Below are 19,609 nucleotides of genomic sequence, written 5' to 3' on the forward strand. Positions count from 1 at the left end.
TATTAAAATTCAAGTGTGATTCCTCCAAAAACAGTGAGTCTCGGCGCAGGCTCATAAAACCTTCCTCCAAAGGCATTAATGCGCACGTTATCGGTATATTTTTGATCTAACACGTTATTTATCCCAATGTATGGCCTCAACTTGACCTCTCTAAATAATGTCTCATAGCTTGCTCTCACATTAACGAGTTCATATCCATCTATGGTAGTCTCGTTGCTATCTTGAGCATATTGCTCTCCTATAAAATTTGTACTTATACTTGCGCTCACACCAGTATCACCTGCATATTGCAACCCTACACTAGACATGTGCCTTGCAATTCCTGGTAAGAAGTTACCGTCAAAATTTCCATTTGGCGTTTCAAATTCATCATAGGTAAAGTCTGAGTACGTATAGGAACCCGTAGCGTTCAACCAACCATTTCCTATGGGTAATGCTCTGTATGAAGCCTCAATCTCAATACCATGACGCTCGGTTTTTCCTGCATTTCTAAAAAACTCACGATCTGGAAATTGCGCCAACTCAAACGGCACTAAATCATCTTTTGTGTTTATCAAAAACGCAGCGAGTTGATATTGCAACTTGCTTGCAATAGTCCCTTTTAAACCCACCTCAAAGCTAGTTGCCTTTTGCGCTTTTAGATTTTCATTGAATCCTATAGCCCCATCAGGATTTGATGATAATTCTGATAATGATGGTGTCTCAAAACTTGTTGCGACATTCATGTATGCAGATAAAGCTTTCGCGAAAGCGTAACTAACACCAACACTAGGATTAAAAGCATTTAATATAATGCTTCCAGAATCATCTCCATTATCCAGAAAATCATCATCTGCCGAAAGTTTATTGTAATCGAACCTCGCTCCGGCTGTAATCAATAATTTACCTAGCGAAAGGTGGTCTGTAATATAAACACCTAGGTTAGTAAATTTCTCACGCTGTCCCAGCGTTTGACTTCCCTCTTCTCCATCAAGGTTTCTAAATCTGTTTCTGCGATCATTTTGATAAGCAAAGTCGTATCCTGCGCGTATGATATTCTTATTTTTCTTGTAAGTTATGCTCGTTCCTTGCCCTATGTAATTACGTGATAAATCAACAATACCTCCAAATTCAAAAGGCAACAATCCATTAAACTGTCGGTTGCTATAAAAAGCATAGGCATTTACAGTAATATGCTCACTCTTATTCCACGCTAGGCTAGTTCCTACTTTAAACTGCTCTATAGCCTCACCAGTTTTAAACTGCACATTTCTATCTCTCGCCTGTCGTCTATTAGCATTAACTTCCTCTAGAGTCAATCCTCCTGGATCATCTGCCTGTGGTGAGTCTGCATAATTAAGAATAGCCGTTAGAAAAGTATTCTCGCCTATTTTAAATTGCCCTTTAAAGTTGGTGTTTATTTGCTCAAAACCGCTTTGATCTCTGTAACCATCGCTAGTCGCATAATTACCATGAAACGTATAGTTTGCATTTGCATCTCCTATGGTAGCCGTTGCTTGATAGTTTTGAAATCCAAAAGCACCTATTCCAGCTTTTACTGAGGTGCTATTTCCCGCCAGGGTGTCGAAAGATTTTGTGGTAATATCAATCACACCACCAGATGCATTCCCGTAAAGGCTAGCACTTGCTCCTTTTGTAATCTCAATACGGTCTATGATACCTAGATTAATATTATCTAATTGTCCCTGTCCATCTGGAGTAGTCTCTGGAATCCCATCTACAATAAGTTTTATACCACGTATCCCAAAACTAGATCGTGCTCCAAAACCACGAATGGATATTCGTAAATCCTGAGCAAAGTTGTTTGCATTTTGAGTAAACACACCTGGCACTTGCTGCACATACTCTTGTAATGATAATTGCTGTCTAGTGGCATCTTCCTTGCTCGTGGTAATGACGGAAACGGCTGCAGGTATTTGCTGTACGGTACTCTTAATTCTCGATGAGGAAATTACAATAGTATCAATAGTCTGGTTAGGTATAGATCCCGTCTGACTATAGGCACCATAAAAGAATGCAATCGAACAGATAAAAGAGGTGATAATATTTTTCAAGGGTAGAAATTTTTGGCGAAAAGTACTGCCTATAACAAGAAATTCAAAATAAAGCTACATTTACTTGTGTAAACATGTTCATGATATGAAACGATTATTACAACTTAAAAAGTGGATTTATAAGCAATTAAAGACAATAACTCCTGGTGCGATTGCCACTAAAGGTGCCGCCAGAGGACTTTTTATAGGGACCTCCATTATCTTTTTGATTTTTGCGATTCACGCTATACAAACGATGGGTGACAGTACACTCATATTATTACAGCTCGCTATTCTTATAGGGATTGTACTATCTGTATACTTAGGATTATGGGTGCTCAAAAAGCTTGCTCGCATTCCTAAAATTCTCCAGCTAGCACTGCTAATCACTACACCGCTCCTTCTGCTATCATTATCAGAAGAACTCGTTTACTGGTTATGGGCTGTGATTACACTTGCAACCGCCGGGGCTACTATTGCTGTCCTTACTAGCAAAGGATTTAGACAAAAGACTATCATAAAAAAAGCAATAACACTTCTGGGAGGCGTACTCGCAATTACTGGATGTACACTTGCAATTTTAGGGCTTTCACCTAAAGGGTTTGACATGAAACCGATAGCAAATGCGGCTGCTCTTAGCTCAGATAATATTGCGCCTATCAACGCTCCTTCTCCATCCCTAAATGGCAATTACAAAGTACAGACGTTAACTTATGGAAGCGGTACTGATAAACACAGACCTGAATATGGAGAAGAAGCAACTATTATCACAAATACTATTAATGGAATACCGTTTTTAGATAATTGGGAAGGAATGAGTGGATGGTATAGAGAACGTTTTTGGGGATTTGACGCTAGAGAACTTCCTGTAAATGGTCGGGTGTGGTATCCAAAGGGAGAAGGCCCGTTCCCACTTGCATTAATTGTTCACGGTAATCACTCCATGCACGACTTCTCAGACGAAGGGTATGCGTATCTAGGAGAATTAATGGCATCAAGAGGATTCATTTTTGCATCTGTAGATCAAAATTTCATCAATAGCAGTTGGTCAGATATCCCTCAAGGTCTTGATGAAGAAAATGACGCCCGTGGCTGGATACTTCTAGAACATCTAAAAGCATGGCATGAGTGGAATGAAGATACAGAAAGTAGTTTTTATAAAAAAATAGATACTACTCAGATAGCGTTACTCGGACATTCTAGAGGTGGCGAAGCTGTGGCACATGCCGCCCTACTAAACAAGCTTTCACATTACCCTGATGATGCAACCATCGCTATGGATTACAACTATAACATCAACACTGTCATTGCGATTGCTCCTGTAGACGGACAGTACGAACCTGGAAATACACGAACATCACTCAAGGACATCAACTACTTTGTGATGCATGGCGCTCAAGATGGTGATGTGAGTTCTTATGCAGGATCCAAGCAATATGAACGCATTACATTTTCTGATAGTACAGATTACATAAAAAGCGGACTTTATATACAAGGAGCAAATCATGGACAGTTTAATACTAGGTGGGGAGCTAATGATGCGGGACTTGCAGTAACGCCGTTTTTAAACAACAAGCAATTGCTTCCCAAAAAAGATCAAGAACAAATCGCCAAAGTTTACATAAGCGCCTTTCTGGAAACTACACTCAACAATCGGAAGGAATACTTACCGCTATTTATTGATGCTCGTAAAGGGAAAGAATGGCTTCCAGAAACCATCTACCTTAACCAATATGAAGATAGCTCTTTTGAGGCTATCGCAACTTATGATGAAGATTTTGATGTTGTGACTACTGTAGACACTACCACAACAATATTAACGGAAAACCTAAGCGTCTGGAGAGAACAAGAAATAGCACTAAAATGGGGAGAGAAAGGTAGTCGTGCGGCATATATAGGCTGGAGCTATGACAATATTGATGAAGAAGCAACTCTTCCCGATAGCATTGTTGCTAGTTATTCATTTGTATTTAAAAAACCGCTCAACACGATAGACAACAGTAAGGTGTTTACATTTTCACTGGCAGAATCCACCGAAAGTACAAATCCAAAATCTAGTGGAAAATGGATAAACGATGAAGACAACAATATAAATAAGGAACCATTACCGACTAACAATATCGCTAACAACAGTGAGGAACCTACCGAAGATAGTATAGATGATAGTGAAGGCACAGAGCTACCAGAAGAACCTATTGACTTTACAATTACCATAGAGGACGCCACTGGAAACACCGCTTCTATCTGTTTAAGTGACTTCTCTGCATTGCAACCTGAAATAGGTGTGCGTGTATGGAAGTCTCAATTTATAGAAGAGAAAACACTCTCAGAAAATGTATTCCAGACCTATTATTTCCCATTAGCTGACTTCCAAGATCGCAACAAGGCTCTTGATTTGAAGGAAATTGTGAGTGTCACATTCGTTTTTGACAATACGCAAGAAGGCGTTATCATTTTAGACAATGTAGGTTTTATGAAACGCTTGTGATGTGAGTACGCTTTCGCGAAAGCGTATTAAAAACAGTATAAACACAAAAAAAAGACCCGCTATCACAGCAGGTCTTTCTCTTATATGCTTTGCTCAACATACATTAAGCAATGCTTTTAATCTTTTACAGATTATGCTTCACAACTCGCACAGTCTTTCTTCTGCTTGAATTTTTGTGCTGCATTCATACTGTGCTGATAGTATAGAGATTTTAATCCTAGCTTCCATGCTGTCACGTGGATCTTGTTAATCTCTTTTACCGGCATCTCTGGGTGCACAATAATGTTTACAGATTGTCCTTGATCAATGTGATTTTGACGGTTTGCTGCTTGATAGATAATATCCATCTGATCAATTTCTGAATACGTTTTAAAAGTATCCTTCTCATTCTCACTCAAGAACTCTAAGTGCTGCACAGATCCATCCATATCACGGATGCTTCTCCACACCTCTGTACTATTCATTCCTTTTTCCTCAAGAAGCTCTTCTAAGAATGGGTTCTTGATCGTAGTCTTAATCTTTGCAATATCTTTTACATAAATATTTGACCAGATAGGTTCAATACCTTGAGATACTTGACCTAAAATGAAAGCAGATGATGTTGTAGGTGCAACCGCATTAAGTGTCGCATTACGTCTACCATATCCTTTAAGTACTTCTGGCTCTCCAAAAGTTTCGGCAAGCTCTTCTGATGCTTTATAAGATTTCTCTTTAATTACTTTAAAAATCTCACTGTTAAGATTAAATGCTTCTTGACTATTAAATGGTAACATTCTAGATTGTAATAATGAGTGCCATCCTAGCACTCCTAAACCTAATGAACGGTTAGCCTTTGCAAAGTTATAAGCACGCTCCATAAATAAGAACGTCTGGCGATCTTCTCTAGAATCTGAATCTCTATATCTTTCTAATTTTTCTAAGAACTCAGTAATAACTGCATCTAAGAAATACACCATAGTTTCTACAGCATCTGTATCCTTCCACTTATCATAGTGTAATACATTTACCGAAGAAAGTACACATACAAATGACCAATCATCATTAGAAGGTAACATGATCTCTGTACAAAGGTTACTTGCGTAGATTTTGTGATCATTGTCCTTATATACATCGGCAGCACCATTGTTTGCGTTGTCTGTAAAGAAGATGTATGGGTATCCCATTTCTCCTCTAGACTGCAATACTTTTGCCCATAATGAACGTTTTGCACTATCTCCTGCAATCATTTCTTCCATCCACTCGTTTGTCACAGTTACACCGTGTGTAAGCTCTTGGATGCTATTTCCTTCTGTTCCTATTTTTAAGAACTCTTCAATATCTGCATGTTCGATAGGTAAGTATGGAGAAAAACGACCACGTCTTACAGACCCTTGACTTACTACATCTACCATAGATTCAAAAAGCTGCATGATGTGCACAGAACCAGACGCCTGCCCGTTGTTCTTTACATCTGCTCCTCTTGGTCTTATTTTACCGAAGTAACCAGAAGTACCACCCCCTAGTTTTGACATCATTCCTACCTCAGACTGCGTATATAAGATGTTACCCATATCGTCAGAGATATGTGATCCGAAACAGCTTATAGGAAGTCCTCTTTCTTTTCCAAAGTTTGACCACACTGGAGAAGCTAGTGAGTAAAAACCTTCAGACATATACCCATAGAATTTATCACTAAATCCTGGCATCCCTAAAATTTGTTCTGCTCTATCTGCAACTTCTCTTATTCTTTGCTCTGGAGATACTCCAGGGCTTAAATATCCTGCACCTAAAAACTTACGACTATTTTCTGTAAGCCACTTAAATCCGGCTCCTTCACTCTCTGTTTTATTAGACAACGCTTCTTTACGAGCAGTTAGCAATTCATTTTCTTTTCCTGCTGTCGTTGCAGAAACTTGTCCTTTAATTAGTTCTTGATCGTTCATTTAAAATAGGTCGTCTTCGGTTATACTTTGTGCTCTTTTTGTGTAGTTGACAGATCTCTTAACAAAGAAATCGCCATGTTTGGTCCCTATGATTTCATCATCAAACCACTCTGCATCTTTTAATAAAGTTTCATCAACTTCAAACACAGGTTCAATACCAATACTCGTAAGAGATTTATTGAATCTGTCTTTTATAAATTCGTTTACAAGCGCTTTAGGTAAGAAATCTAATTCTCCAGCCTCAAAGATCCAGTCTACAATATTGCTTTCTGCTTTGAATGCTTCCTTACACATTTCTTGTACGGTTGCGCTGTGGGCTGCATCAAACCACTCTGGGTTTTCTGCTTTGATTATTTTTATAATGTCAATACCAAAATCTCCGTGTATTTGCTCCTCCTTAGAAGTTGCCTCTACTACGTTTGAGATTCCCTTAAGCATATTTTTATGCTTATTAAATGCCATGATAATTAAGAACTGAGAAAACAGTGATACGTGCTCAATAAAGAGAGAAAATAATAAGATAGACTCTGAGTATTCTTTATTGTCTTCACTTTTTGCATTCTTAAGTGCCGTCTCGAGGTACTGCACACGCTTCATCATTACTGGCTTTTTCTTGAGTAATTTAAACTCTTTATTAAGACCTAGTATTTCAAGAAGGTGTGAGTATGCATCTGCATGACGCACTTCACTCTCTGCAAATGTCGCTCCTACTGCTCCTACTTCTGGCTTAGGCATTTTGTGATAGATATCTCCCCAAAATCCTTTTACTGCAACTTCTATTTGAGAGATTGCTAGCATTGTGTTTTTAATAGCACTACGTTCTACATCTGTAATACGAGTTTTGAAATCCTGTATATCACTCGTAAAGTTATACTCCGTATGTATCCAGTAAGAGTGTCTTATTGCTGGTACATAATCATATAATTGTGGGTACTCGTAAGGCTTAAGATTAATACGCTTTTCAAAGATGTTTGTTTTACGCTTTTGTGCTTGTTCATCACGATACAAAATGTACGTTTTTGCAACATCTACAAACTCCTCACTTAACATTAACTTGCGCTCTACAAGATCTTGTATTTGCTCAATAGTAGGAATGTAACCAGCGTCAAGTTCCTTTCTCTTCTTAAGGTCGCTATAAACCATATCAGAAATACGTTGTGCATCTTCAGGACCTCCATGTTCAATAGCTGTCATGGCCTTAAGAATGGCACTTGTAATCTTCTCTTGGTGAAAGGGTTTCGTTTGAAAGTCGCGCTTGACGATGTGGGTAATTTCCATAGCTATATTGAGTATAATAATTAGAATTATGCGGATAATAAAGGTCTACTTTTTATGGGTTCAAACAACCGTTTATCTTTCAACGTTTTCAACAGGATATTCACAATTGCCATTTTACTAGGCTTCACAAAGGTTTCATTTTCACGCTCATCTCTGTCATCAAGTCTATTTGCATATGATGACACGATTTACACAAATCTATCAACATTAGGGTGTGGAAAACTTAGTCAAAAAACTTCTGCCTTAAATTAGGTTTCAAGAGTCATTTCAAGTAGAAATGGCTTCGCTTTTTAGAGACACCCGCAAATACAAAGCTTTAACTCAAGACATGTAGCATCTTCAGTTATTTTATCACCTCTAAAACTTCAAAACACCTTTAAATCTCGTTTGAATCACCTATAAGAAATCCCTATCACACTATGCATTAGTTATATGTTAGGATTCGTGTAAAAACGAGACCTAAACCTTATATTTGCAAACTATTTATAACGATATGATTAAAGTAGATTCACAAGCAAAAACTAAAATCGCAAGCCTCATGCAGGAAGACGGTTTTGATGTAACTACAGACTATGTGCGCGTAGGCGTAAAAAGTGGTGGTTGCAGTGGTTTATCATACGATCTTCATTTTGACAAAACGCATCAAGAAGATGACAAAGTTTTTGAAGATAATGATGTAAAGCTAATCGTAGACAAGAAGAGCTTCCTTTATTTAATAGGTACCACATTAGAATATAGTGGCGGACTTAATGGAAAAGGATTTGTTTTTAACAATCCAAATGCACAGCGCACCTGTGGATGCGGAGAAAGCTTTTCTCTATAATAACTTAATTGGTTACGCTTTCGCGAAAGCGTAACCAATTTAAAACATATTACAGTTTTCTTGATGACACCCTAGGACAAGAAAACTAGCATACCACGAAAAGTCAACCTTAGGGCAGGAATACTTTTCTATCACACATTGAAAAAAGAAACATGGCATATACTGAAGATGATTTAAGGGAAGAACTAAAAACCAAAGAATACGAATATGGTTTTTTTACAGACATTGAGTCTGAAACATTTCCTGTAGGTTTAAATGAAGACATTATACGAGCTATTTCTAAGAAAAAGGATGAGCCGCAATGGATGACTGAGTGGAGACTTGAGGCATACAAGGTTTGGCTATCTATGGAAGAGCCAGACTGGGCAAACGTAAATTACGAGAAGCCAGATTTTCAAGCAATCGCTTATTACTCTGCTCCCGTAGCTGTAGACCCTAATAAAACACTAGATGACGTAGATCCAGATCTACTCGCTATGTATAAGAAATTAGGAATCTCTGTAGATGAGCAAAAGAAAATGAACAACGTCGCGATGGATATCGTGGTAGATTCTGTTTCTGTAGCAACTACCTTTAAAAAGACGCTTGCAGAGAAGGGAATTATTTTCATGAGTATCTCTGAGGCTATAAAAGAGCACCCAGAATTAGTACGTAAGCACTTAGGAACTATCGTTCCTGTAAAAGACAATTACTATGCAGCATTAAACAGCGCAGTATTTTCTGATGGCTCTTTCTGTTATATTCCTAAAGGTGTAAAATGTCCGATGGAACTTTCTACTTACTTCCGTATTAATCAAGGAGGAACTGGACAGTTTGAAAGAACATTACTTGTAGCAGACGAAGGTAGTTATGTAAGTTACCTTGAAGGTTGTACTGCTCCTAGTCGTGATGAGAATCAACTGCATGCTGCCGTTGTAGAACTGATCGCAATGGATGATGCAGAGATTAAATATAGTACCGTACAAAACTGGTACCCTGGTAATGCAGAAGGAAAAGGTGGGGTTTACAACTTTGTAACAAAGCGTGGTCTTTGCGAGAAGAATGCAAAAATCTCATGGACACAAGTAGAAACAGGATCTGCAGTAACATGGAAATACCCTTCTTGTATTCTTAAAGGTGATAACTCTATAGGTGAGTTTTACTCTATCGCCGTGACAAACAATCACCAGCAGGCAGACACAGGTACTAAGATGATCCACCTTGGAAAAAACACCAAGAGTACAATCATATCAAAAGGTATCTCTGCAGGAAAATCTCAGAACTCATATAGAGGTCTTGTAAAGATTAACGCAGGAGCGACAAACGCTCGTAACTTCTCCCAGTGTGATTCATTATTAATGGGTAACGAGTGTGGAGCACACACTTTCCCATACATTGAGACTAAAAATAAAACTGCTCAAGTAGAGCACGAAGCAACTACTAGTAAGATAGGTGAAGACCAAATCTTTTACTGCAACCAGCGCGGTATTGATACAGAAAAGGCAATTGCTTTAATTGTAAACGGATTCTCAAAAGAGGTACTTAACAAACTCCCTATGGAGTTTGCTGTAGAAGCTCAAAAATTACTTGAGATTAGTCTAGAAGGATCTGTAGGATAGTATTTATCAATACAATTAAACTGTAAACCAAGATTATCACAACAATGAAAAATATATTATTAATTGCCGCTCTTGCCATCACTACAATCTCTTGTGAAGAATTCAAGAAAGGATATGAAGATGGAAAGCAAAAAGCAGAAGATCGTAGAGAAACAGCTGCTATAAATAAATCACCAAAGGTAACTTTATATAAACTAGACGGTGGTACTGTAATGGCAAATAACTTAAACTTATTTGCACAAGGCGACACGTACAAAGGAGAATCAAAGGAGCTTGCAGATGCATTTTTTGTAATCAAGCACCCTAAAGGAACTCTTTTATGGGATACCGGTTTACCTGAAATGCTAGTAGGTCAAGAACCATATACTCCAGAAGGAGGTGCTTTTACCATTACTCGCAAAGACTCTATAACAACCCAACTTAAAGGTATCGGGATGACTCCTGAGGATATCGATATGATTGCGTTTTCTCACATTCATTTTGATCACACAGGTGCTGCAAATCATTTTGCAAAAGCTACGTGGTTAGTTCAAGAATCAGAATATGATTTTGCACATGGAGAAGATATCAAAGGAAATTCGTTTTATGCGCCAGATAGCTTTAACAAGCTTACAAACGTAGAAAAACTGAATGGAGAGAAGGATGTTTTTGGAGATGGCACGGTGGTAATAAAATCTATGCCAGGACACACACCAGGACACCAAGTATTGTTCTTACGTTTAAAGGATAATGGACCAACGCTATTATCTGGAGATATCTATCATTTTGAGCAAAACCGCAAGGATGCGATTGTACCTCAGTTTAACTACGATATCCCAGCAACGGAGGAAAGTATAAAGGACTTTGAAGCTTTCGCGAAAGCGGAAAATGCAAAAGTAATTATCCAGCATGATGCAGGAAACTTTGCACAAACACCAGCGACACTTAATTAAGTTATGAAGAAGATTCTCTTTTTATTAATAGCAAGTCTCGTACTTGTATCATGTAATCAGAAATCTACCGAAGACTCGTCTTCTACCTCATATGAGGTTATTGAAGGTGAGTTTATATATCTAGTAGATGCTGCTATCATTAAAGGAGATTCCTTTATTTATGGTGTAGCTCTAGATGATAAGATGCACGAACTAGCAACCATAGTCAAACCACTACAACGTGATGAATATGATATGGTGCCAGTTATTATAAAGGGAATTATTAATCCTAAGCCCACTAATGAAGAAGGCTGGGATTACATAATAACCATTAAAGAAATAGTAGAAGTTAAAGCACCAACGGCTGACACTTCAATTAAATTAGAAGCAGGAGACAAACTCAAGACAGAGGGCGGTTCCATTAAAGTAGAAAGCGGTAAATAATCGCACAATAAGAACGTAGAATTATGTTATCAGTTAAAGATTTACACGCACGAATTGAAGAGAAAGATATCCTTAAAGGTATTAATCTTGAGATAAAAGCTGGCGAAGTGCACGCTATCATGGGACCAAACGGTTCTGGAAAAAGTACACTCGCTTCTGTTATAGCAGGAAAAGAAGAGTATGAAGTAAGCGGTGGAGACATCGAACTTGAAGGAGCATCTATACTAGAAATGGATCCAGAAGAAAGAGCACACGAAGGTGTTTTCTTATCTTTTCAATATCCTGTAGAGATCCCTGGAGTTTCTGTAACTAACTTTATCAAGACTGCCATAAACGAGACTCGCAAAGCAAAAGGCTTAGAAAATATGCCAGCTAGCGACATGCTTAAAAAGATTAAAGAGAAGGCAGAACTTCTTGAGATGGATCGTAAGTTTCTTTCTAGATCATTAAACGTAGGATTCTCCGGAGGAGAGAAGAAGCGTAATGAGATTTTCCAAATGGCAATGCTAGAGCCTAAACTTGCCATTCTTGATGAGACAGATTCTGGTCTTGACATTGACGCACTGCGCATTGTTGCAAATGGTGTAAATAAACTAAAGAGTAAAGATAACGCAGTACTAGTGATCACTCACTACCAGCGTCTTCTAGAATACATCGTTCCTGATTTTGTACACGTTCTTATGAATGGTAAAATTGTACGTTCTGGAGGAAAAGAGCTTGCTCTTGAACTTGAAGAAAAAGGATACGACTGGTTAAAAGAAGAAGTGGGAGCGTAATACGTTTAGACAACTCATAAGAGATATTCCCAATAAAAATATCCCTTATACTTGACTGTCTAGATTCATAACTTAGAAAAGATGAGTTTAAAAGATAAATTAGTAAGTAATCATATCGTACTTCAAGAAAGTATTGATGCAGACTCTCCTATATACGACATTCGTAATGAGGCCATCAAGACTTTTGAAGCAGAAGGGTTTCCTACAAAGAAATTAGAAAACTGGAAGTACACATCTCTTAACAGCATTCTTAAGGAAGATTATAACATCTTCCCTAATAAAGAAGCTGCACTAGACTTTAAAGATGTTAAGCAGTATTTTCTTAATGATGTAGATACTTATAAAATCGTTTTTGTAGATGGGGTGTATAGCTCATTTCTTTCAGAAACTACGCATGATGGTATTGATGTATGCACCATGGGTGCAGCACTATCAAAACCAAAGTACAAGCAAGTTATAGATGTTTACTTTAATAAAATAGTAAAGGGAGAGTCTATGGATTCTCTTAATACTGCATTTGCAAAAGATGGTGCTTACATCTACATCCCAAAAGGAAAAGTAGCACAAAAGCCCATCCAGATTGTACACTTTGCTACAGGAGCAAATGATGCTATGATGTTACAACCACGTAACCTTATTGTTGCCGAAGAAAATTCTGAAGTACAAATTATAGAGCGCCACCAGAGTCTTACAGACAAGAAAGTGCTTACTAATGTTGTAACAGAAATCTTTGCAGATAAAAGAGCGCTTGTAGATTACTATAAGATTCAGAACGACAACCTAAGTGCTTCCCTTGTAGATACTACAGAGATAGAGCAGCACAAAGAAAGTATCGTTTCTGTACATACTTTTTCTCTAGGTGGAAATATTACTCGTAACAACCTGAATTTTTACCAAAAAGGAGAGTACATGGACTCTATCCTTAAGGGAATTACGATTATAGAAGGGAAGCAGCACGTAGATCACAACACACTAGTACACCACATTACTCCTAACTGCGAGAGCCACCAGGATTACAAAGGTATTTTTGCAGACAAATCTGTAGGAGTATTTAATGGGAAAGTAGTTGTTGAGAAAGAAGCTCAAAAAACAAATGCTTATCAATCTAATAATAATATTTTATTAGATGACACTGCAACTATCAACTCAAAGCCTCAATTAGAGATTTTTGCAGATGACGTACGCTGTTCTCACGGCTGTACTATCGGCCAACTAGATGAGAGTGCACTTTTCTATCTACAATCTCGTGGGATTGGAGAAAAAGAAGGACGCGCGTTATTGATGTATGCCTTTGCAAACACAGTATTATCAAGTGTAAAAATTCCTCAACTAAAGGAAAGAATCACAAAACTTATTGCTAAGAAAATCGGTGTAAACATCGGCTTCGAGCAGTAGGTAATTAGATCTATACATTTAAAGCCGTTACTCTCTAGTAACGGCTTTTTCATTTTAAACACAATACGCGCTGGAGTAGTCTAGAAGTAGTCCAGTTTGTATCTTTGTAACAAAGAAAAATGCTATGCTAGACGTTAATAAAATACGCAAAGATTTCCCTATTCTCAAACGAGAAGTAAATGGAAATCCGCTTATTTATTTTGATAATGCCGCCACTTCACAAACACCACAAGTGGTGATAGATGCTATTGTAGACTACTACTCAAACTATAATGCAAATATCCATCGCGGCGTACACTCACTTTCTCAAGAAGCAACAGATGCTTATGAGGAGGCTCGTATTACAATTCAAAAGCATTTTAACGCAGCAAAGCCTTACGAGATTATTCTCACTGCAGGAACCACACATGCTATTAATCTTGTGGCACATGGTTTTGCCTCCATACTCAAAGAAGGTGAAGAGATTTTAGTTTCGGCGCTAGAGCATCACAGTAATATTGTACCGTGGCAAATGCTTTGTGAGAAAACTGGAGCTATCCTTAAAGTAATACCTCAGACAGAAAGTGGTGAACTGGACATGGACGCTTTCGCGAAAGCGTTATCTCCTAATTTAAAGTTAGTTTTTGTAAACCATGTATCTAATGCCTTAGGAACGATAAATCCTATCAAGCATATCATTGACGAAGCTCATAAAGTAGGCGCTGCCGTACTTATTGATGGCGCACAAGCTACGCCACACATCAAACCAGATGTACAAGCACTAGACGCCGACTTCTACGTATGTTCTGCTCATAAAATTTGCGGTCCTACTGGAGTGGGAATTCTCTACGGAAAAGAAGAATGGCTTACTAAATTACCTCCTTATCAAGGTGGTGGCGAGATGATAGATCAAGTAAGTTTTGAAAAAACCACTTATGCTGGTTTACCTCACAAATTTGAAGCAGGAACGCCTAATATTTGTGGAGGAATTGCAACGGCTGCAGGTCTTGATTATATGAATGCTATAGGTTTTGATAATATCGCTAGCTATGAAGATGAGCTATTACAATACGGAACAGAGAAATTACTAGAAATAGAAGGTCTCAAAATTTATGGCACTTCTGCACACAAAACGGCCGTTATTTCATTTAATGTGGGCAATATTCATCCTTATGACATAGGGACTATACTTGATAAACTAGGTATTGCTGTACGTACAGGTCATCATTGTGCACAGCCTATTATGGAGTATTATAAAATACCAGGAACCGTGCGCGCTTCTTTTTCATTTTATAATACCAAGGAAGAAATAGACACCTTTGTAACTGGATTAAAACGAGCGGTCACCATGCTCTCGTAATATCTAGCAGAACATCGTTTTCAGACATTGTTATATTGATACAGGTAAATTCACATATCACATTATCGCCCGTCACCCTAGTTGATCAAGAGCTATTATATAATTTGATGAAAAGGGTGTATCCATCTGCATATTCCCATTTTTGGAAAGATGAAGGCTCATGGTATCTCAATCAGATTTATAGTAAGGAAAACTTAAAACAAGAGCTTAGTGATGTAAATAGCATGTACTACTTTGTGCATTATAATGATGATTTAGTAGGCATTTTGAAACTTATATCAGATTGTCTTTACCCTCCGCTAGCGTCTGAAAAAGGCTTTAAAATACATCGTATTTACCTAGACCCTTCTGTTCAAGGTAAAGGCGTAGGTAACGCCTTGATGGATTATGCACAAGAAGTCGCAATAGCGCAAAAACACAGTCTCATCTGGCTTGACGCTATGGATACACATATGCAAGCACAGCGCTTTTACAAGAAACTAGGATTTCAAAAGACAGAAAAACAAAGACTAGATTTCCCATTATTACATGACGAGCATCGTCCCATGTGGTTTATGCATAAAATGCTAGGCTCGACAGAATGACAGTTAATCTTCTGGGCACTATCTTTGCAAATACTCTTTTACTATGAAACACACATATTACATAATTGCTTTAGCAATAGGCCTCTTTTTAAATAGCTGTGCTACCGAAAAAAAGGAAAGTGAACCTGATGTAAAAGCTCCTAGATTTTCTGGATACTACACACTTACGAGTATAGAGGATACTCCTATTACAAAACAAGGAATCACTTTTAATATAGAAAGTCAAAAAAGAAGAATAACTGGTTTTTCTGGATGTAACTCCTATAATGCAGAATTTACGCTTACGAAGGATAAATTAGATATTACAGATCCGTTATCTACTAAGAAAGCATGTCCTGCAGAGGCTATGGACTTAGAGAAAAAAGTATTTAAAAATCTAATCAAGGTAAATAGATACACTCTCAAAAACGGAACACTTACTTTATATAATAAAGATCAAGTACTTTTTAAAGCAACATCAACAGCACTATAATTATGGCAAGCATAAAAGAAATACAAGATGAAATCGTTGATGAATTCAGCATGTTTGAAGACTGGATGCAACGTTACGAGTATATGATAGACTTAGGGAAATCACTTCCTATGATTGATAATCAGTTCAAAACTGATGACTATATTATAAAAGGTTGCCAGAGCAAGGTTTGGGTACACGCAGATATGACAGACGGCGAGATTGCCTTTACTGCAGATAGTGATGCGATTATTACAAAAGGAATCATAGCGATACTTATACGTGCTTTTTCTGGACAGCCGCCACAAGCAATTATAGATGCAGACACTTCGTTTATAGATGAGATAGGACTTAAAGATCACCTCTCTCCTACCCGTGCAAATGGACTTGTGAGCATGATCAAGCAGATAAAGCTATATGCTGTAGCTTATCAAACCCAACTGAATTAGATTACAAATTACGCTTGCGCGAAAATGTGATGCAATTCACCATTATTAACTAAATAAAAGAGACTGCATTGCAGTACCACAACACATATGGAAGTAAACACAGAAGAGTTAGGAGATAAGATTGTACGAGTACTAAAAACCATTTACGATCCAGAAATTCCTGTAGATATTTATGAGTTAGGATTGATTTATGATGTTTTTGTAAACGAAGACATGGATACAAAAATCCTTATGACACTTACCACCCCTAATTGCCCAGTAGCCGAAACATTACCACTTGAGGTGGAAGAGAAAGTAAAATCTCTCAAAGAAGTAAAAGATTGTGAAGTAGAAATCACATTTGACCCACCATGGACACAAGACCTTATGAGTGAAGAAGCAAAACTAGAATTAGGAATGTTATAATAGTATTGTGATGCGTTTTAGATGTATAGATTAAAACGCATCATCACTTTTTAATTACATTATTATGGCAGAAGAAATCATAAATAGAGTTGCCGGAAGTAAACTCATCACTTTTGATTTGGAAGATTTATATCCCAAAGGAAAGAGAGAAACACTAGACATTTCTGAATGGCTAGACCAAGGTTTTATTTTACGTGAAACTCAGTTTCGCGAAAGCATAAAAAATCACGATTGGCAGCAATATTCAGGCTCATTTGTAGCGCTACATTGCAGCACAGATGCTATTGTTCCAGCATGGGCATATATGCTTGTTTCTACCCAATTACAAGATATTGCACAAAAGACCATCGTAGGATCTCTAGAGCTTCTAGAAACTATTCTATACATCGCAGCTATTGCAAATCTTGACACGACACCTTATCAAGGTGCTCCTTTGATAATAAAGGGATGCTCTAATAAACCAGTGCCTCCTAACGCATACTTACTGCTTATAGAAAAACTACAACCTGTGGCACGCAGTATTATGTTTGGAGAAGCTTGCTCTACTGTACCTCTCTTTAAAAAGCGCGCTTAAAAATTACCTTGACATCCACACACTCCCTGTGTATATTTACTTCCTTAATTTTTAAGCAAGTCCCTATGAGAACATATCTTTTTTTATTGCTACTAGCCACAAGCAGCATTCTAGTCGCCCAAACTAAGACTAAGAAAAAAGATTCTCTTCCTGATGGATGGAAAAGCAAAGGACTTGCAGAATTACTTTTTAGCCAAAGTGCCTTTAACAAAGAATGGCAAGGTGGAGGTACTTCTAACATCGCAGGAAATTTTAATATAAACTGGGATCTAAATTACAAACGCAACAAGCTTACATGGGACACAAAGCTCACATCAATACTAGGACTTGCCGCAGCAAAAGATCAAAAATTTGCACGTAAAACTACAGACAGGCTGGAACTTAACAGCCTTGTAGGTAGTAGAATCAATAAGTCCAACTGGTACTACTCTGGAGTTTTTAACTTTAGAACGCAAATGGCGCCTGGTTATGAATTTTTTGACCGTAACATTCTTGATGATGATGGAGAGATTATCACCACTGTACAAGATAGAAGAGAAATAACAGACGCCTTTTCTCCAGCCTATATCCAGGCAGGACCAGGTATACTCTGGAAAAAAAGTAATGACTTTACAGTAAACCTAGCACCTGCTACGTCTAGACTTATTTTTGTACACTCTAAATTTACTAGAGTAGATGAAAACGATCCTGTGGCTGTAGCAGCATATGAACCATTCTTTGGTGTAGCTGCAAATGAAAATACCCGTTTTGAATTAGGATCATCATTAAGTGTCTATTATAAAGAAGAGCTTTTTGAAAATGTGGTTTTTGAAAACACCTTAAACCTGTATGCAGATTATCTAGAGAAAGTGAAAAATGTCGATCTAGATTACACGCTGAATGTTGCCATGCAAGTAAATAAGTATGTCACTACTAATCTCGCACTGCAACTCATTTATGATGAAAATGCAGTAAGCGGCTTACAAGTGCGAGAAGTACTTGGAGTAGGCCTTAAGTACGCTTTTCTTGAGTGGAAATCTTAGATAGCACAACACTTTACAAAACTATGTTAACTAGCTAACGATTAATGTCACATTTAATCGATAAAAAGATAATACCATTAATTTACATGAGATTGAACAGCGCAGTTTTTATTTAATTATATCTTTGCGCTACAAATCTTAACTAATAATTATTATGAAAAGACTTATTGTTTTAGGAGCAGCTATACTCCTCACAATCAGCGCGCAAGCACAAACAGAAGAAGAATTAAAAGCGCAACAAGCTCCTAAGAAAGCAGAAATCGCAAAACTTCAAGGAGAAGTAAATAGTTTACAAGCACAAATCGATGCCCTTCCAGGATGGAAATACGGAGCATTTGGAACTATAGGAGGAAATTTCTCGAAATTTAATGATTGGTATTCTCAAGGTGCACCTAACGTATCTTCAGGTAACATAGGTATTACTGGTAATGCTTTTGCAAATAAACTAGAAGAAAAATACTTCTGGAGAAACAGCCTTAGCGTAAACTTAGGATGGGTAAAATTTGATGAAGAAGGTGAGGAAGAAGAAGGCTTTCAAGAAGCTACAGATGTTTTTAATGTGTCTTCTTTATACGGTTACAAACTAACTGACAAGATTGCTGTATCTGCATTAGGTGAATACAGAACTACATTACTAAACAACTTTAACGATCCAGGTTACTTAGATCTAGGTGTTGGTGCTACATGGACTCCTATTCCTAATCTTATTGTTGTGGTACACCCACTTAACTATAATTTTGTATTTAGTAGTGGTGATTCTGTTTTTGAATCTTCTTTAGGGGCAAAAATTGTTGCAGATTATACGCGTCAGATTGGTAAAATTGCATTCAAGTCTAACTTATCTGCTTTCCAAAGCTATGAGTCTAGCGACTTATCAAACTTTACATGGATTAACTCTTTTAGCTATAAGCTATGGAACCAAATCGGTGTTGGTTTTGAATTTGGTTTAAGAGGAAACAGACAAGAGGCAGTAAACTTCGCAAATAACAATTTACTTGCTGAAGATCCAACGGCTATTCCTTTTGAAGTAGGTGATAGCGCTGTAGATAACAAGATACAATCATACTACCTTCTTGGACTTACGTATGCATTCTAAGTAATTGCAATACTACTAGCT

The 19,609-nt window shown here is 37.6% G+C and carries 18 protein-coding genes; 15 read left to right on the forward strand and 3 right to left on the reverse strand.

Annotation, left to right across the window (positions count from 1 at the left end; all coding sequences use genetic code 11):
- Positions 1–2 precede the first annotated feature (2 nt).
- Positions 3–2,054 carry a TonB-dependent receptor family protein gene (locus DCS32_RS04440; protein ID WP_108877172.1) on the reverse strand — a complete coding sequence of 684 codons (2,052 nt, stop codon included), beginning with the start codon at positions 2,052–2,054 and terminating at the stop codon, positions 3–5.
- Positions 2,055–2,139: 85 nt separating this feature from the next.
- Between DCS32_RS04440 and DCS32_RS04445 the strand changes: the two genes are divergently transcribed.
- The gene (locus DCS32_RS04445) at positions 2,140–4,521 is read left to right on the forward strand and encodes an alpha/beta hydrolase family protein (RefSeq protein ID WP_108877173.1); all 2,382 of its coding nucleotides are present in this window, start codon (positions 2,140–2,142) and stop codon (positions 4,519–4,521) included.
- A 131-nt stretch (positions 4,522–4,652) separates the two neighbouring features.
- Here DCS32_RS04445 and DCS32_RS04450 read toward each other — a convergent pair whose 3' ends face one another.
- A complete protein-coding gene (locus DCS32_RS04450; protein ID WP_108877174.1) occupies positions 4,653–6,443 on the reverse strand; it encodes a ribonucleoside-diphosphate reductase subunit alpha in 1,791 nt (596 codons plus the stop codon).
- The gene (locus tag DCS32_RS04455) at positions 6,444–7,721 is read right to left on the reverse strand and encodes a ribonucleotide-diphosphate reductase subunit beta (protein ID WP_108877175.1); all 1,278 of its coding nucleotides are present in this window, start codon (positions 7,719–7,721) and stop codon (positions 6,444–6,446) included.
- A 493-nt stretch (positions 7,722–8,214) separates the two neighbouring features.
- Between DCS32_RS04455 and DCS32_RS04460 the strand changes: the two genes are divergently transcribed.
- The 14 genes from DCS32_RS04460 (at position 8,215) to DCS32_RS04525 (ending at position 19,588) form a co-directional block, all read left to right on the forward strand.
- Complete coding sequence (locus tag DCS32_RS04460) at positions 8,215–8,544, forward strand: HesB/IscA family protein (protein ID WP_013750987.1); 330 nt, start codon at positions 8,215–8,217, stop codon at positions 8,542–8,544.
- A 152-nt stretch (positions 8,545–8,696) separates the two neighbouring features.
- Positions 8,697–10,142, forward strand: a complete 1,446-nt coding sequence (gene sufB / locus DCS32_RS04465) for a Fe-S cluster assembly protein SufB (RefSeq protein WP_108877176.1) — start codon at positions 8,697–8,699, stop codon at positions 10,140–10,142.
- Positions 10,143–10,186: 44 nt separating this feature from the next.
- On the forward strand, positions 10,187–11,074 hold the full coding sequence (locus DCS32_RS04470; protein ID WP_108877177.1) for an N-acyl homoserine lactonase family protein: 888 nt from the start codon (positions 10,187–10,189) through the stop codon (positions 11,072–11,074).
- A gap of 3 nt (positions 11,075–11,077) precedes the next feature.
- Positions 11,078–11,497, forward strand: coding sequence for a hypothetical protein (locus DCS32_RS04475; RefSeq protein ID WP_108877178.1), 420 nt, complete (start codon positions 11,078–11,080; stop codon positions 11,495–11,497).
- Positions 11,498–11,520: 23 nt separating this feature from the next.
- Complete coding sequence (gene sufC / locus DCS32_RS04480) at positions 11,521–12,273, forward strand: Fe-S cluster assembly ATPase SufC (RefSeq protein WP_108877179.1); 753 nt, start codon at positions 11,521–11,523, stop codon at positions 12,271–12,273.
- 81 nt (positions 12,274–12,354) lie between these two features.
- Positions 12,355–13,668 (forward strand): Fe-S cluster assembly protein SufD, encoded by a 1,314-nt coding sequence (sufD, locus tag DCS32_RS04485; protein ID WP_108877180.1) that lies wholly within the window; start codon positions 12,355–12,357, stop codon positions 13,666–13,668.
- A 124-nt stretch (positions 13,669–13,792) separates the two neighbouring features.
- The gene (locus DCS32_RS04490; protein ID WP_108877181.1) at positions 13,793–15,007 is read left to right on the forward strand and encodes an aminotransferase class V-fold PLP-dependent enzyme; all 1,215 of its coding nucleotides are present in this window, start codon (positions 13,793–13,795) and stop codon (positions 15,005–15,007) included.
- 107 nt (positions 15,008–15,114) lie between these two features.
- Positions 15,115–15,591, forward strand: a complete 477-nt coding sequence (locus DCS32_RS04495) for a GNAT family N-acetyltransferase (RefSeq protein WP_108877182.1) — start codon at positions 15,115–15,117, stop codon at positions 15,589–15,591.
- A gap of 43 nt (positions 15,592–15,634) precedes the next feature.
- The gene (locus DCS32_RS04500) at positions 15,635–16,063 is read left to right on the forward strand and encodes an META domain-containing protein (protein ID WP_108877183.1); all 429 of its coding nucleotides are present in this window, start codon (positions 15,635–15,637) and stop codon (positions 16,061–16,063) included.
- A 2-nt stretch (positions 16,064–16,065) separates the two neighbouring features.
- Positions 16,066–16,491 carry a SufE family protein gene (locus tag DCS32_RS04505; RefSeq protein ID WP_013750978.1) on the forward strand — a complete coding sequence of 142 codons (426 nt, stop codon included), beginning with the start codon at positions 16,066–16,068 and terminating at the stop codon, positions 16,489–16,491.
- Between the two features lie 87 nt (positions 16,492–16,578).
- A complete protein-coding gene (locus tag DCS32_RS04510) occupies positions 16,579–16,896 on the forward strand; it encodes a DUF59 domain-containing protein (RefSeq protein ID WP_013750977.1) in 318 nt (105 codons plus the stop codon).
- A gap of 64 nt (positions 16,897–16,960) precedes the next feature.
- Entirely contained in the window at positions 16,961–17,470 is a 510-nt protein-coding gene (locus tag DCS32_RS04515) for a DUF2480 family protein (protein ID WP_108877184.1), read from the forward strand.
- A 65-nt stretch (positions 17,471–17,535) separates the two neighbouring features.
- Positions 17,536–18,492, forward strand: a complete 957-nt coding sequence (locus tag DCS32_RS04520; protein WP_108877185.1) for a DUF3078 domain-containing protein — start codon at positions 17,536–17,538, stop codon at positions 18,490–18,492.
- A gap of 154 nt (positions 18,493–18,646) precedes the next feature.
- Entirely contained in the window at positions 18,647–19,588 is a 942-nt protein-coding gene (locus DCS32_RS04525) for a DUF3078 domain-containing protein (RefSeq protein ID WP_108877186.1), read from the forward strand.
- The last annotated feature ends 21 nt before the right edge of the window (positions 19,589–19,609 follow it).

This window comes from Dokdonia sp. Dokd-P16 (assembly GCF_003095655.1).
GTDB lineage: Bacteria > Bacteroidota > Bacteroidia > Flavobacteriales > Flavobacteriaceae > Dokdonia.

What these genes read in the sequence shown, in the direction of transcription:
- DCS32_RS04445 (WP_108877173.1), top strand. Translation starts at nt 2,140, where the DNA reads ATGAAACGATTATTACAACTTAAAAAGTGGATTTATAAGCAATTAAAG.
- DCS32_RS04450 (WP_108877174.1), bottom strand. Translation starts at nt 6,443, where the DNA reads ATGAACGATCAAGAACTAATTAAAGGACAAGTTTCTGCAACGACAGCA.
- DCS32_RS04455 (WP_108877175.1), bottom strand. Translation starts at nt 7,721, where the DNA reads ATGGAAATTACCCACATCGTCAAGCGCGACTTTCAAACGAAACCCTTT.
- DCS32_RS04460 (WP_013750987.1), top strand. Translation starts at nt 8,215, where the DNA reads ATGATTAAAGTAGATTCACAAGCAAAAACTAAAATCGCAAGCCTCATG.
- sufB (WP_108877176.1), top strand. Translation starts at nt 8,697, where the DNA reads ATGGCATATACTGAAGATGATTTAAGGGAAGAACTAAAAACCAAAGAA.
- DCS32_RS04470 (WP_108877177.1), top strand. Translation starts at nt 10,187, where the DNA reads ATGAAAAATATATTATTAATTGCCGCTCTTGCCATCACTACAATCTCT.
- DCS32_RS04475 (WP_108877178.1), top strand. Translation starts at nt 11,078, where the DNA reads ATGAAGAAGATTCTCTTTTTATTAATAGCAAGTCTCGTACTTGTATCA.
- sufC (WP_108877179.1), top strand. Translation starts at nt 11,521, where the DNA reads ATGTTATCAGTTAAAGATTTACACGCACGAATTGAAGAGAAAGATATC.
- sufD (WP_108877180.1), top strand. Translation starts at nt 12,355, where the DNA reads ATGAGTTTAAAAGATAAATTAGTAAGTAATCATATCGTACTTCAAGAA.
- DCS32_RS04490 (WP_108877181.1), top strand. Translation starts at nt 13,793, where the DNA reads ATGCTAGACGTTAATAAAATACGCAAAGATTTCCCTATTCTCAAACGA.
- DCS32_RS04495 (WP_108877182.1), top strand. Translation starts at nt 15,115, where the DNA reads ATGAAAAGGGTGTATCCATCTGCATATTCCCATTTTTGGAAAGATGAA.
- DCS32_RS04500 (WP_108877183.1), top strand. Translation starts at nt 15,635, where the DNA reads ATGAAACACACATATTACATAATTGCTTTAGCAATAGGCCTCTTTTTA.
- DCS32_RS04505 (WP_013750978.1), top strand. Translation starts at nt 16,066, where the DNA reads ATGGCAAGCATAAAAGAAATACAAGATGAAATCGTTGATGAATTCAGC.
- DCS32_RS04510 (WP_013750977.1), top strand. Translation starts at nt 16,579, where the DNA reads ATGGAAGTAAACACAGAAGAGTTAGGAGATAAGATTGTACGAGTACTA.
- DCS32_RS04515 (WP_108877184.1), top strand. Translation starts at nt 16,961, where the DNA reads ATGGCAGAAGAAATCATAAATAGAGTTGCCGGAAGTAAACTCATCACT.
- DCS32_RS04520 (WP_108877185.1), top strand. Translation starts at nt 17,536, where the DNA reads ATGAGAACATATCTTTTTTTATTGCTACTAGCCACAAGCAGCATTCTA.
- DCS32_RS04525 (WP_108877186.1), top strand. Translation starts at nt 18,647, where the DNA reads ATGAAAAGACTTATTGTTTTAGGAGCAGCTATACTCCTCACAATCAGC.